We start from the raw sequence: 14,180 nt of genomic DNA, 5'->3' as shown, positions 1-14,180 counted from the left end.
GAATTCATCACTACGACAACATCGCAGGCAAACCAGCGACCTTGAGACAGGCGGGATGCCCTAAGGCTTTTTAGTTGTTGCCTAGAGCCAGTTGCCTATGAGGATATAAGGTGCCCAGAGTTTGGGGGCACGCAAATCATAGTCAGTCGGGTGCTGGAGTAAGGCAACTTGGGCGCGCCGCAGGGCTTCTGCTTTGGTAATCGACTCTTTTGGATTGCTCAACTGTTGATAAAATTCTGCCATTAGCAATGATGTTGATTCATCATTCACATTAGTCAATGATGCCAAAGTACTTCTTGCTCCAGAGCGAACCGCAAACCCGGCTAATCCTAACGTGGCACGATTATCATTTTTGGCAGTTTGGCAAGCACTCAATACCAACAGTTCGATCGCTTCAGGGCGAGTCGCATCACGGCTACGCAATAAGGTATCAAACTGAGACACGTTGATGGGTCCGTCGGCTGCCACAATGAAGGTATCTTTGGCATTCGAGCTAAATTGACCGTGGGTTGCCAAATGCACCACATTAAAAGGTGCCGCATTAATGTTGCTTTCTAGGGTTTTGCGAGTGAAGTTTTGCTCTAGAAGGGGCGTAGTCAAAAAGCCTAGTTTAGTGATGGAGGCGATTTCACTTTCTACATAAGGGAGCTTGTCGAATCCAAAGGATTGGGGAGGATCGCTCAACCCGGCAGCAAGCACTCTCAGGGGTTCTCGCTTGATTGGTTTAGGGTCGAGTAGCTGCAAACCGGGGCTGAGGGCGATGCCGTAGCGTTCAACGAGATAGTGCTGACCATCCCATAAAGCCGCCATGGGCACTTGACGCAGGCGATCATCTAGGACAAAAACCAGAGTCTCCACTTTTGCCGCCCCTTTATTGGTGTCGGGAGTAGCTTTGGTTTTGGGATCTTCTGGGGCGATCGCGGATTGAATATCTTGCTCAATCGGCTGAATCAGCCAGTTATAGACGGTGCGAGTGGCAGTTTGAAAGGGTTGAAGCTGAGTCAGTCCACCATCTAACGTGTTAGTAATTTGATCAATCGTGGCATCAAACTCTTTTATCGGCAAAACGATAGGAGCATAGCGCTTGAGCGGCTTATCTGGAATTTTAGCAATGACTTGGATCTTGACTTCGGATGTGACTGGATTTCGCAGCACGATTGGATAAATAATCGTCGTCGTCGGATTCTGTTTATCCACAATGTCATCTAGCAAGACCCGTTGACCTTCGAGACACGCTTCCCGAAAGAAATTATCCAGTTCTGCAAGCTGGAGTGATTCAATCCGCTGACGGGTTTTTTCCAGATTATCGGCAGTAGGTTCAGCTTCCGATAGCAGCAAGTCTACGGATTGGCGATAGATTGGCTCCACGCTGTCTCGAAAGTTAAATTGCACGTCGGGATTCACAGAAACCAGATCACCCCGCAGCGATCGCAAATTTTCAATTGCCGCATCGTAGGCAGCGATCGCCTCTTTCACGTTGCCCGTTTGTTTAAGCAACCGCCCCAGTTGCCACTGCCAGCGATAGGCAATATCCCATGTATTGGTTGCTTGTGCCAGAACCAGCGCCTTTTGAGTCACCTCCCTGGCATACTCCAATTGCTGAGTTTGCGCGGTGACGTTCGTGGGTGCGAGTTGAGCCGCTGCTTTCTCATAGGCAGTGCCCAAGGTGCCTAAGCTGTAGGATTCTGCGCGTTTGTCGCCCAAACTGCGAGATTGCTGAATGGCTGGTTGGAGGGTGCTTTCCAATAGGCGAGAGAGTGCCAAGATCGATGCAGGGCGACTGGGCGCAGAAGACAAAGGCTGATTGGACAAAAGCTGATTTTCAGCAAGGGGTTTTGGATTGGCAAAATTGAGTAGGGTTTGGGCGAAGTTGATGCGGGCATAGACGGCGGCACGACTGGCAGGCAGTTGATCCAGTTGGGCAGGCAGTTGGGTGAGGAGTTGCTGGATGCGATTCGTGAAACCATCCCTACGAGAATCGCCCGATTGGTTCGCAGCTTGAGGACTCACAAGCAGGCTAAGTAGATTGAGTTGTGCCTGAATTCGCACCAGTGGCGTAGTTGCAAGGCTGGCGGCGCGGTCATAGTAGGCGATCGCATCGGCTGGATAAAGCTTGGCATCCTTTTGGGCATGGGCGGAATTACCCAAGCTCAGCAGAGCAGCGGCGATATCATTAGAAACATTCACGGCTTCGGAAACCTGCAAGCTTTGCTCTAGCACGGTGCGCGATTGCTCCAAACTGCCGCCGACTTGCAGCGCATCCCCCAAGTTTCTCAAGGCGATCGCTTTTTGGCGAGAATTGGGCTGAGCTTGCAGAGTGGCGTTGAGTGCGCTCAGTTTATCTAGGCTACGGCGATAAAACCCCAGCGATCGCAAAGCCTGAGCTTGATTCATCTGGGATTGAACCACTCCTTCGGCATCATTGGCTTTCTGAAACAGTGATTCTGCTTTTTGCCAGGTTGCCAATGCCTGATCCACTTCGCCGATATTGAGTTGTAGCCGTCCCTGTACTTCTAACGCTTGGGCAAGCACGGGGATTCCTTGGGGGCTATGACTCAATGGCTGGAGCAGGCTGAGACTGGCGGCGATCGCGGAGGTGGCGGAATCCCACGCGCCAAGCTGTTGATGAACGAGGGATAGGTTGGCTAAGGCGGCTGCCTGTTGCAGTGAGTTTCCCTGGGCTTGGTAGAGTTTCGCTGCCTGTTCTAGTTCATCTGCGGCTTGTTGATATTGTCCGGTTTCAAATAATGCTTTTCCTTACTGTCCGGGTTTGGCTTGAGCGATTCCCAACGGGATCTCACGAATCGTGCTTAAAGCCGGAGTCACTGGATTTTTTGCCATTACAGGCGATAGTTTGGGGGCAAGGATAGTAAGTAGGGCGATCGCGGCGGCTAATGCGGTTAACAATAGTGCTTTGAGGTAGGAATTGAGCGATTTCTTTAGCCGATTACGGCGACCTGATCTCTTCCAAGTTTTCATAGTATTGTTTAACTCTTAAATTCATTCATGGTGCCTTCCCCATGGCTCAACACAGCCGACTCAACTTTAATTCTCGATTTGAAGCCTTAAAAGAGCGAGTAAACGACCGAAAAGTAAATTCCTTTTTCTTGGAGGGTTTCTTTTTGAGAATCCACTTTTACTAATGGAAATCCAAAATCCATACGGGCGGTCAAACTGTTGCTCACTTGCAGCCGTAGCCCAAATCCCGCAGAGACTAAAGCACTAGGATTGGGATTGGGAGATTCGCCGTTGTTCCATCCTTGCCCATACTCAATGAAGGGCGTGGCTTGCAGGGTTGCCTGCTGCTTGGGCAGACGCAGGATAGGAATTCGCACTTCAGCAGATCCAAACGCTCCGTTATCGGTCAGCAGTAAATCTTGGCGATAGCCGCGCACACTCAGCTGACCGCCCACGCCAAATTGCTCAATGGGTAGCAAAGGGCGATCGCCCAACTGTAAATCACCGCGCACAATCAGCAGCGTATCGGGAGCCAGCAACCGCACCCATTGCGCCTGCCCTCTCCAGGCAAAAAAGCGGGTGTCGGGTGGCTCAATATTGACGGTGGCACCCAGTGCATTCACCCCAACATTAAACTGCGATCGCACCGCAAACACTGATTGACTGCTGCGTTTGGTATATTCCTGGAAAAAGCGCACAACTGATGCGGTAGTCCGTCCCTCAGTGTCGGCACCTGGACTCGGAAACGGGATATCGCCCAACAATTGAGTGCGCGTGCTGCGGCGACCGAGCGTTAACCCAACCGCCAGTTCTTGAGTCGGCGTTTGAATCAGCGGATGACGACCCGTCAGTTCTAAGTAGTTTGAAGCAGATTTAATGTCTAAAATATCAAACGGAGCTTCAATCACTTCACTATTAGAAAATCCGGCACTGAAGCTGAGGGTTGTGTTGCGGGGGCTAACGGGGACGGCGTAGCTAAAGTCTACGGCGGTGCTGCCACTGGTTTTAGTAAACGAGATGCTGAGGGCATCTCCAAACCCCAGTAGGTTTTGTTCTAACCCGGCGGCTTGCCCCCGAACACTGCCGACGCTGGGCACCCGTGCATTATCAACGGTGAAGGTTGCTGAAGCGGATTTTGCCTCGGTCACGGTCACTTCTAGGAGGCTAGTGCCGGGGCGCGATCCCGCCGATAGTTCTGCCGAGATATTGGCGATCAGCGGATTGAGTTGCAGCAGTTGCAGCGCTTCTAACAGGCGATCGCGGTTTAAGGGTGCTTGGGTAGCAATCCCAATCCGGCTGGCAACATAACCCGGATTTAACTTCTTGGTGCCTATTACTCGAATATCTTCTAAACTGCCTTCCACAACCCGAATTTCGATCACGCCGCTTTGCAGTTTTTGAGGCGGAAGATAGGCACCCGATGTCAGATAGCCGCGATCAGTATAGAGTTTGGTTACTGCCGATCGCGCTTGAAACAACTCCGTTAATGAAAAGGTGCGTCCTGTAGGTGGAATTGCCCCAATGTCTTTGGCGATCGCTTCCGTCAACTCTTTGTCAGAAAAAACGGTGCTGCCAACCACTACAAACTTCGTCACCTGAATGTTTTGGGGCGTATCGATCGGAAGTTGTTCAGGCGAGGAAGGCGTAGTTGGCGAAGAGGGCAAAAGCTGATCGGGCGATGGAATTGGCTCAATTCTAGGGATGGGCAGGGGTTCTAAAGAAGGCGGTTGATTGATCCGTGGATCAAGGGCAGGAAGTTGAGCGATCGCGGTTGGACAGACCAACATCGACCCGATCAACCCGAACAAACCAAGGGGGGCATTAAATGACTGGGTATTCAAAACTTCTGATCATCTCCTCACAAAGGGACTAAGGCGTAGGGCAAGTTGGCGGCAAAAGCCAGGGAATGTGCGGTTCAGTAGTCGAGGGATGAGCAACGAGAACTACGTTACCATCGGAATCCAATTTCCAACCCTGGGCTTCAACAATTTCAAAAGAGGGTTTGCGATTTTGGGCTACGGGGAGAGCAGGTTTAGGGCTGGCAAAAGTTGATTGCCACGGTTGGGGGCGGTCTTCGCTGAAATTGAGCGCGTCTGCTGTTGGAGTTTCTGCAATCAGATCTGGTGATGCTGCATCACGCGTGGGTTCTCCTAGGTTTCGCTGCAAGACTGTGGTTGGGCGATCGCGGGTTTGCTTTTCTGGCTCATGCTTTTCTGGCACTGCCACCCAGTTAGCAACCACCGATTCATCTGCCAAGGTTTCGACGGGGCTGCTGGGCAATCCGCCGCGCCCGGTGCTAACCAATCGTCCCTGGGATAGTTTGCCTCTAGAATCACAGCCCTCCGCAATCAGGTTAGTAATATCTGTTAGGCGAACCGCCAATGCGACGGTGCCCCGTTCTGGGTCAATATCTAAAACGCTGAGATCCACGGTGCCACTCAACCCAAATCGGGAACTTGCATCAATGTCGTTGGTAGCAGACACATCGGCTCGTCGGGCAATATCAGTCAGTTTATACGCCAAGATGGAAATGCTGCCGCCATTGCCTGTAAAGGCATTCGCCCGAATGTTGCTGTTGCCAATGGGTTTGCCAGACACGATAAAGGCGCGATCGCTGCCAAAGCTAAACGTGCCGCCTGTGATCAAAACATTGCCCCCGTTTCCTCCCGCCTCAGCCGTACCCGCTTCCGTGGAAATGTTGCTATTGTTATTCAGAATTAAAACGCCCACCTGAAGCTCAATATTGCCCCCTTGTCCCGATTTTGTAATGGCTGAAATTCGAGCGCCGCGATCGAGATACACTCCAAGCCCGGTAATAAAAATGTCTCCCGCAGACCCACTGCCTGCATTATCTACGCTAATTCCTGCGCCATTTCGCAGTTCGAGGACTTTCGCCCCAATCACAATGCCCCCGGCCGCTTTAGAAACTCCAGGTTCGACGGTGCTAAAAATGCCGTTGGTGCGACCGTCAATAGTAATGCGATCGCTGGCAACCGCCAAAATCAATCCCGCATCGCCATTGCCAACCGTTGAAGTCGTTAGTCCCGACACTGCACCATTAATCAAAATAGAACTTGCGCCTAAAATCGCCCCACCTGCACTACCATTTGCAGTGGGTAAAACAATACTGCCGATCACGCTATCCGTGATGGTGATCGTATCTTGAGCTAGCGCTAGCACCGTCCCCGCATTGCCATTTCCCGCAGTGCTGGCATTGAGTACGGAGCCATTTGCCAGCAAAATCGACCCTGCATCAATAAACACCGACCCCACAATGGGCTTGCCTGCCCGACCCAACAACGCATCAAACACATTGCCCGCAAAATCGTTGGTGCCAAACTTGCCGCTGCCGCCTTGATCGATGACGCTAAAAAGCCCCGACCCATTCAGGATAGAAACCGTGTTCGGTGCTTTCAAAAAGACCACGCCGCCATCGCCCACGCCTCCAGATCGCACAATGCTTTGCAAAGTCGATTGGTTGCTGACCTCAATTGAGTCGGAGGCAATCAGATAAATGTCGCCTGTGTTCCCGGCTCCAGCGGTTTCGGCAAACAGGCGGCTGTTATTGGTGACGGTAATCGTTTCTGCTTGAATCGAAATGTCTCCACTTTCGGTATCTCTGGCGCTGGTACTGATAATTCCGCCATTGATCAAACCATCTGCCCGCTGCATACTTGCGGGAATAGCAAAGCCAAATACAGCCGGGTTGTCTAAATTCAAGCCAATCGTTCCACTACCCGCGATCGCTGCAATTTCAACCTGCCCTCCTTGAGCAGCCAATACTCCACCAGTTTGGGTGAAATCACCGCCTAAAAACAGTAACCGTTGATTGGGAAACACCTGAAGCTGGCTGCCATTAACCGCGATCGCGCCCGGTCGCGTTTGCCCCACCAAAAAACCGCTGGGATCGCCGACTAGTGCAAGTAAGCTGGTGGCTCCGCCGGGAGTCCGAGCATTAAACTGACGAGTGGGATCATTGCCCCAAACCAACGCATCGGTAGTCGTAGCGACAAAACTGCCTCGTCCCCCAGCACCGCCAATATCCAGCTTGGCATTGGCACCAAAGATAATTCCTTGGGGATTAATCAGAAACAAGTTGACGTTCGTGCTTTGGGTTTGAATTAAACCATCAATGATGGAGGCGTTGCCGCCAGTGACTCGCGACAAAATGTTGCGAATATTGCCCCCGCTTTGAAAGACCGCCGATTCGCCGTTGCTCAGGTTAAAGCGATTAAAGCTATGAAATAAGTTATTGCCGATCGCTCGCCCCAAGGCTTCCTGAATAATGTAGGCGTTTGGGTATAGCGCGGGCAAGTTTGGCTGAGCGGGGTTGTTGAGAGTGCCATTGGGCGTGATCGGAATCGCGACTACTGGGGTGCCTAAAGTGCCGTCGGTGACAATGTTTTGGGCAACGGCAGGAGAGATCCCCTCCAACAAAATGCTACTTTGACTGACTAAAAAACTCCCCGCGATCGCGACTCCTGTTGCAAGGGGCGATCGCAGTAATCCCTGGATGTCACTGGAGAGTGCAACCATCGTTTTTAATGCTCAATAATTATTTAAGCTGATCAAAAAATCTCATGGTTCAACAATTTAAGCAAGATTTTTCTTTTTTCAATCTAATGGACAACTTTTCCAAAATACCTGTAGAACTGCCTTAGCTTCTCTAAGCCACCACTGGAGTTGCTTGAACCATTCATCGCTGTTGACGAAATGACATTTATTCATAAGATTAAAGATATATTTCAAAAAAAGTTGATGGTACAAGCAGTTATTTCTCCAGCGATCGCAGCAGGTTTTCATGCCCTTTCTGACCCGCTCAGGCTCAAGGTTTTGGATCTGCTCAGGCAACAGGAACTCTGTGTCTGTGATTTATGCGATCGCTTAGAGGTGAGCCAATCGAAGCTATCGTTTCATCTCAAAGCCTTGAAAGAAGCTGAATTAGTGCGATCGCGGCAAGAGGGTCGCTGGATTTATTACAGTCTGAACTTGCCTCAGCTTGTTGTGCTTGAGCAGTACCTTGCCGACTATCGCCGCTTTAGCGCCATGCTTCCGGCTCGCTCCTGCTAAAGCAATGCATGACCCAGAGCTAGGGGTGACTTTTAGCAGTGTGCTATCCATCAACTTTTTTAAGTGAATTTTCTTAAAGATGTGTTTTGCCAAACACGACAAATCAACTTTATTTGAAATGATAAGAGGACGACTCTCAATAAATTCATCACTCTAAGTAAATGTATGCCTACAAATAAGTAGGCAAGCTCGATGAACTTCTATAGAACAATCCAGCTTAAAGGGTTTAGTAATCGATGATTTATACCGCTCACAACAAACTTAGGTTTCCTGTAATTGCTATCTTGGTCGCGATCGCAATTTTTGCCATGAATGCTTGCGCCCCCACAAAGCAGGCAGAAACCCCAACCCTGATTGCCCCACCTGGTGGAAAAATTGTGGCGGATGGCTCCAGTACGGTCTACCCCGTCACCGATGCCGTTGCCAAAGCCTTTCGCAGTACCCCAGAGGGCGGAAAAGCAGAGGTAGAAGTGAAATTTGCTGGCACTAGCGCTGGGTTTCGGCGATTTTGTGCAGGTGAAACCGATATCAGCAATGCCTCCCGTCCCATTTTGAAAGCAGAAATGGCAACCTGCGTCAAAAATGGAGTCGGCTTTATTGAACTCCCAGTTGCTTTTGATGCGCTCACCATTGCGGTCAATCCGCAAAATACTTGGGCAATGGACATTACCGTTGCTGAGTTGAAAAAAGTATGGGAAAGAGCCGCTCAGGGCAAACTCACCAACTGGAATCAGATTCGATCATCCTATCCCAATCAACCCCTGAACCTGTTTGGAGCCGGAGCCGACTCTGGAACCTTCGACTACTTTAACGAAGTCATTATGGGAGATGCTAGCAATTCTCGATCCGACTATGTGGGTAGTGAAGATGACAACGTCTTGGTGCAGGGAATTAGCAAACTTCCCGCAGCCCTAGGCTACGTTCCCCATGCTTACTACAAGCAAAGCAAAGGAGCGGTGAAAGCACTCCCGATAGACAATGGCAAAGGGGCGATCGCACCCGATGATGCCAACATTAAAAATGCGACCTATCAGCCGCTTGCCCGTCCATTATTTATTTATATTAACTCGAAGGCGGCACAGGATAAGCCAGAACTACGAACGTTTGTAGAGTTTTACCTAAAGAATGCGCTGACACTGGTTGAAACAGTGGGCTATCTACCATTGCCAGAGGATGCTTATCGGTTAGCCGAAATTCAGTTTACTCGTGGCGAAATTGGAACTGCATTCCAGGGTGTGCCAGAGCCAGATATTACGGTAGCGGAGCTTCTGCGTAGACAAACAACATTCCAGGAGGATCAAGCCAGTAAGCCTTAGTTGCGATACACTGCTCATATCGCATCAAGAAAAGTTGATGCGATCGACGCTTCGTTGAAGTTTAAAGGTGGATCTAGTTGATAAGAGGAAGAAATTTAGATGGGTACAAATAGATCCGATGTTCGTTCTTCAGCCGTGCAAGCGGGTAGCAATCTCAGCTTTTTTGAACGCTATCTGACCGTTTGGGTGTTTCTCTGTATCATCGCTGGGATCTTATTGGGCAGATTCTTTCCAGGGATAGCTACAGCTCTGGATGCCATGAGTGTTTATCAGGTGTCGATTCCGATCGCCATTTGTTTATTTTTCATGATGTATCCCATCATGGTAAAAATTGATTTCACCCAGGCAAAAGAGGCAATCCGCACGCCCAAACCTGTGATTCTCACCCTGGTGGTCAACTGGCTGATTAAGCCATTCACGATGGTAGCGTTTTCTCAGTTCTTTTTAGGTTGGCTGTTTCGTCCTTTGATTACAGGGACAGAAATCATTCGGGGTGTAGAAGTTCCTTTAGCAAACTCCTATATTGCTGGGACAATTTTGCTTGGGATTGCTCCCTGCACTGCAATGGTGTTGATGTGGGGCTACCTTTGCTATGGCAATCAGGGACACACTCTGGTTATGGTGGCAGTCAATTCCCTGGCGATGTTGTTTCTATACGCTCCCCTGGGTCGCTGGCTGCTGGCTGCCAACGATTTAACTGTACCCTGGGAAACGATCGCCCTTTCAGTTCTGATTTATGTGGGTTTACCGCTGATTGCGGGGATGTATTCGCGCTACTGGATTTTCAAACACAAAGGGCGTGAATGGTTTGAGCAGAAGTTTCTCAAATATCTGGGTCCGATCGCGATCAGTGCGTTACTACTAACCCTGGTGTTGTTGTTTGCCTTCAAGGGTGAGTTGATTGTCAACAATCCCCTCCATATTTTGTTGATTGCAGTACCGTTGTTTATTCAAACCAATTTCATTTTTCTGATCTCCTACGTGGCTGCCCAACGAATGAAACTGGCGTATGAAGATGCTGCGCCTGCCGCATTAATTGGAGCCAGTAATCACTTTGAAGTGGCGATCGCGACAGCCGTTGTGTTGTTTGGTTTGAATTCTGGCGCTGCTTTGGCAACCGTTGTAGGTGTCTTGATCGAAGTCCCATTGATGTTGATGTTGGTGGAATTTTGTAAACGAACCGCGATGTGGTTTCCTAGGGAACCCGAAAAAGCAACACTGCGCGATCCTCGTTGTGTGAATTCATATCGTTAGTTAAGTACTGTTGAGGTCAGACTTGAATGATGAAACGTGTGATGTTTGTGTGTAAGAAGAATTCTGCTCGATCGCAAATGGCAGAGGGGTTTGCCAAAACTCTGGGCAAGGGCAAAATCGCAGTCACCAGTTCTGGATTGGAGGCAAGCCAAGTGCGCCCAGAAGCGATCGCTACCATGAACGATATCGGCATTGATATCACAGATCAATACTCGAAGCCATTGAGCGACTTTAAGCCAGACGATTTTGATGTCGTAATTTCTCTCTGCGGCTGTGGCGCGAACTTACCAGGTGAATGGGTGGTGCGCGACGTATTTGAAGATTGGCAGCTAGATGATCCCGCCGAAAAGCCAGAGATTTTCCCCAGAGTCCGGGATGAAGTAAAAGAGCGTGTCGCCAAGCTAATTCAGAGTTTAGAGCCATAGATATGGAGGCACAACCCGTTCAAGCGATCGCAGAAAACCTGTGGTGGGTGATTCCAGGTAAGCTAGCAGGGGTACGAAAACCTACGGCTGACGAAATCATTGAGTTGAAAGACGCAGGGATTGGCGCGATCGTCTCTGTGATGGATGATCCATCGAACTTGGATTTGTACGAGCAGGCAGGACTGCCCCATCGCTGGCTACCCACCAAAGGCGGCACAGCGCCGACTCCAGAGCAGATTCAAGAGTTGCAGAGTTTTGTGGATGAGCAACATCAGCTTGGCAATGCAGTTGCGGTTCACTGCACCAGCGGCAATCGCCGAACTGGAACCATGCTGGCGGCTTACTTGATCCAGTCTGGCTCATCTTTTAATCAGGCAATGCAAATCATTCAAACTGCCAATCCCAATGCCGAGTTGCGAGACGCTCAAACTACGTTTCTACAACAGTTAGCAGGAAAATCACTAGATAACAATGTTTGATCATCCTCCCAGAATTTTGTTTTTGTATGGTTCTCTGCGCGATCGCTCCTACAGTCGTCTAGCAGCCGAGGAAGCCGCCCGGATCATTCAAGAATTTGGGGCTGAAGTAAAGTTTTTCGACCCGCGAGAACTGCCGATTTATGGCAGCGTCCCCGATACCCACCCGAAAGTGCAGGAGCTACGGGAGTTGAGCCTGTGGTCAGAAGGACAAGTCTGGTCGAGTCCAGAACTCCATGGTCAAGTTTCGGGCATTATGAAAAATCAAATTGACTGGATTCCGCTGAGTTTGGGTGCCGTTCGCCCAACCCAAGGCAGAACGTTAGCCGTGATGCAAGTATCTGGCGGATCTCAGTCTTTTAATGCCGTCAACACACTGCGATTGTTAGGACGCTGGATGCGGATGTTCACGATTCCCAATCAGTCTTCGGTTGCAAAAGCCTATCAAGAGTTTAACGAAGACGGCACGATGAAAGAGTCGCCCTACCGCGATCGCTTGGTCGATGTCATGGAAGAGCTTTATAAATTCACAGTGTTGTTGCGTGGACAAGTGGATTACTTGACCGATCGCTACAGCGAACGAAAAGAAAAAGCCGCTAAACAAGCCCTTGAAGTTGCCAATCGAGAGGGATAACAATTTACCTTAGTAGCTCTTTAGCGAATACGGAAGCAGATTTTGCTCCTAGCTTATTAGGATCTTAGAGGGGCTAGAATTAAAAACAAATGCCCATGCGAGTCACTTGACCGACGCAGAATAGGAGAGTGTTGACCTGCTGTTTCTCGTCAACGTGCCATGCTTGTGTCAGTCGGAAAAAGGAGTTTACTTTGGTTCAGTCTGCTTCAATGCTTAATAATCCCACCCTACTGGAAAACCCTCAGGAATGGGACTTATCTGCTCTCTACCAAGGATTTGACGATCCACGGTTGACTGAAGACTTGGAACAACTCCAAGAAACGGCAATCCAATTTCGGGATACCTTTCGCGATAACGTGGAAGACCTGACAGCCGAACAAATTGCAGATTGCTTGAAACAACTAGAAGCGATCGCGCAGCAATCGGGTATTCTCTACGCCTTTCCGGCGCTGATCTTCTCGGCAGATACGCGCAACACCGAAGCCAAGCAAATGCAAGACAAGGTGCTAGAAGCACTGACAGGGATTGAAAATCAGCTTTTATTTTTTGACTTAGAACTCAAGAATCTGGATGATGCAAGATATAGCGAACTGGAGCAGTCTGCGGTGCTTCAATCCTATCGCCACTACTTTTACAACCTATCTAAATTTAGACCTTATAAACTCTCTGAATCAGTGGAGCAAACCCGCAACCAAGATAGCTTGACTGGGCGGCAGGCGTTTATTAATCTGCGATCGGTGCATTTAGGTGAACAGGACTATGAAGCAGTTTCTACACCCGACGGCAAATCTTACGGCACTGAAGCGGAGTTAGGGTCGCTGCTGTTTCATCCTGATGCCGATGTTCGCTACAACGCTTATGGCTCAGTGCGATCGGTGATGCAGCAGCATAATTCTCTCTATGGCTATATTCTCAACAGCATTGCCCAAGATCATAAGCTAGAAAATCAAATGCGGGGCTATGACTCGACTTTGCATAAGCAATTGCTAGCGGATGAAGTCTCGGAGCCAGTCTTCCGCGCCATTATGGAGGGTACTCGCGATCGCTTCGATTTGTGGCAGCGCTATTACACGCTGAAGGGGCAGGCATTGGGACAAACCATTCGCACTTGCGATGTCTATGCACCGTGGGACAGCCAACCTGTGGAACCATTGCCCTATAAAGCTGGGGTGGAAACCTTGCTGGCAGCGATCGCGGATTTTGATGTCAACTATGCCCGTCGTGCCGAAGAATTCTTTCTGAACAATTGGGTCGATGCAAAGGTTCGTCCCGGCAAACGAGGCGGTGCATTCTGCTGGTATATTCACGGCAAACATAGCTGCCTGCTGCTTTCCTATACTGAAGACTACAATTCTCTGTTTACCTTGGCGCATGAAATGGGTCATGGGCTTCATTTTGACTGGATTAGCGATCGCCAATCCTACTTCAACAGCAACCCACCGATGATCCTGGCAGAAATTGCCTCAACCTTTAACGAACTGCTGCTGCTAGATTATCTGCTGAAGCAAGCTGGAGACAATCCCGCCCTGAAGAAAACTCTAATCACGCGGCAGCTAGAGGATCAGTTGAATCTACTGTTTCGCCAAAGCACCATCAGCCGCTTAGAATTGGCAATGCACGATCGCGCCACTCAAGGCACCTTTGACCATACCTTTGTCAACGACCAATGGATGTCGCTGTATCAAGAGCTTTGCGGCGACGCAGTGGAAGTACTGCCAGACCATCAATATGACTGGGCACGGATTGGGCATATTTATTTCAAACCCTACTACTGCTATCAATACACCGCTTCTAACATCGTCAGCCTTGCCTGCTATCAGAAATATCTGCAAGTCGGTAAAGATTTTATTCCGGGCTATCTGGAACTATTATCCGCAGGCGGCAGCATGGATCAAGTGGCTGCCCTGAAGCAATATGTCGATGTGGATTTAGAAGATCCTGCTACCATCAGTGCCGCCCTAAAGTATGTGGAAGGCTTGCTCGATCAACTCCAGGCAACCCTGTAAGATGAGAGTCGGGCAAATGGCGCGGCGATAGCGCTCTAGAT

General features: G+C 49.7%; 11 protein-coding genes. 7 read left to right on the top strand and 4 right to left on the bottom strand.

What is annotated here, in order from left to right; genetic code table 11:
• Window positions 1-81 precede the first annotated feature (81 nt).
• From AC1S5B_RS15005 to AC1S5B_RS14990, 4 genes are all read right to left on the bottom strand, one after another.
• Complete coding sequence (locus tag AC1S5B_RS15005; protein ID WP_482036476.1) at window positions 82-2,532, bottom strand: CHAT domain-containing protein; 2,451 nt, start codon at window positions 2,530-2,532, stop codon at window positions 82-84.
• A gap of 225 nt (window positions 2,533-2,757) precedes the next feature.
• Complete coding sequence (locus AC1S5B_RS15000; RefSeq protein ID WP_482036475.1) at window positions 2,758-2,979, bottom strand: hypothetical protein; 222 nt, start codon at window positions 2,977-2,979, stop codon at window positions 2,758-2,760.
• A gap of 86 nt (window positions 2,980-3,065) precedes the next feature.
• Complete coding sequence (locus AC1S5B_RS14995) at window positions 3,066-4,799, bottom strand: ShlB/FhaC/HecB family hemolysin secretion/activation protein (protein ID WP_482036474.1); 1,734 nt, start codon at window positions 4,797-4,799, stop codon at window positions 3,066-3,068.
• Between the two features lie 28 nt (window positions 4,800-4,827).
• Window positions 4,828-7,494: a two-partner secretion domain-containing protein gene (locus AC1S5B_RS14990; RefSeq protein ID WP_482036473.1), complete on the bottom strand. Its 2,667-nt coding sequence runs from the start codon at window positions 7,492-7,494 to the stop codon at window positions 4,828-4,830.
• Between the two features lie 222 nt (window positions 7,495-7,716).
• On the opposite strand from AC1S5B_RS14990, the gene AC1S5B_RS14985 reads away from it, so the two are divergent.
• From AC1S5B_RS14985 to AC1S5B_RS14955, 7 genes are all read left to right on the top strand, one after another.
• Window positions 7,717-8,028: an ArsR/SmtB family transcription factor gene (locus tag AC1S5B_RS14985; protein ID WP_482036472.1), complete on the top strand. Its 312-nt coding sequence runs from the start codon at window positions 7,717-7,719 to the stop codon at window positions 8,026-8,028.
• Window positions 8,029-8,264: 236 nt separating this feature from the next.
• Window positions 8,265-9,344: a PstS family phosphate ABC transporter substrate-binding protein gene (locus AC1S5B_RS14980; RefSeq protein ID WP_482036471.1), complete on the top strand. Its 1,080-nt coding sequence runs from the start codon at window positions 8,265-8,267 to the stop codon at window positions 9,342-9,344.
• Between the two features lie 99 nt (window positions 9,345-9,443).
• Complete coding sequence (arsB, locus tag AC1S5B_RS14975) at window positions 9,444-10,598, top strand: ACR3 family arsenite efflux transporter (protein ID WP_482036470.1); 1,155 nt, start codon at window positions 9,444-9,446, stop codon at window positions 10,596-10,598.
• Between the two features lie 26 nt (window positions 10,599-10,624).
• Entirely contained in the window at window positions 10,625-11,023 is a 399-nt protein-coding gene (arsC, locus tag AC1S5B_RS14970) for an arsenate reductase, glutathione/glutaredoxin type (protein ID WP_482036469.1), read from the top strand.
• A gap of 2 nt (window positions 11,024-11,025) precedes the next feature.
• Window positions 11,026-11,502 carry a phosphatase domain-containing putative toxin gene (locus AC1S5B_RS14965; protein WP_482036468.1) on the top strand — a complete coding sequence of 159 codons (477 nt, stop codon included), beginning with the start codon at window positions 11,026-11,028 and terminating at the stop codon, window positions 11,500-11,502.
• Window positions 11,495-12,133, top strand: coding sequence for an arsenical resistance protein ArsH (gene arsH, locus AC1S5B_RS14960; RefSeq protein ID WP_482036467.1), 639 nt, complete (start codon window positions 11,495-11,497; stop codon window positions 12,131-12,133). The genes AC1S5B_RS14965 and arsH overlap by 8 nt, the downstream gene beginning before the upstream one ends.
• A gap of 191 nt (window positions 12,134-12,324) precedes the next feature.
• Complete coding sequence (locus tag AC1S5B_RS14955) at window positions 12,325-14,139, top strand: M3 family oligoendopeptidase (RefSeq protein ID WP_482036466.1); 1,815 nt, start codon at window positions 12,325-12,327, stop codon at window positions 14,137-14,139.
• Window positions 14,140-14,180 lie beyond the last annotated feature (41 nt).

Source organism: Leptolyngbya sp. CALU 1928, from assembly GCF_056784215.1.
The sequence above is the reverse complement of the archived record's forward strand: the minus strand, read 5'-3'. Positions and strand labels throughout refer to the sequence as shown.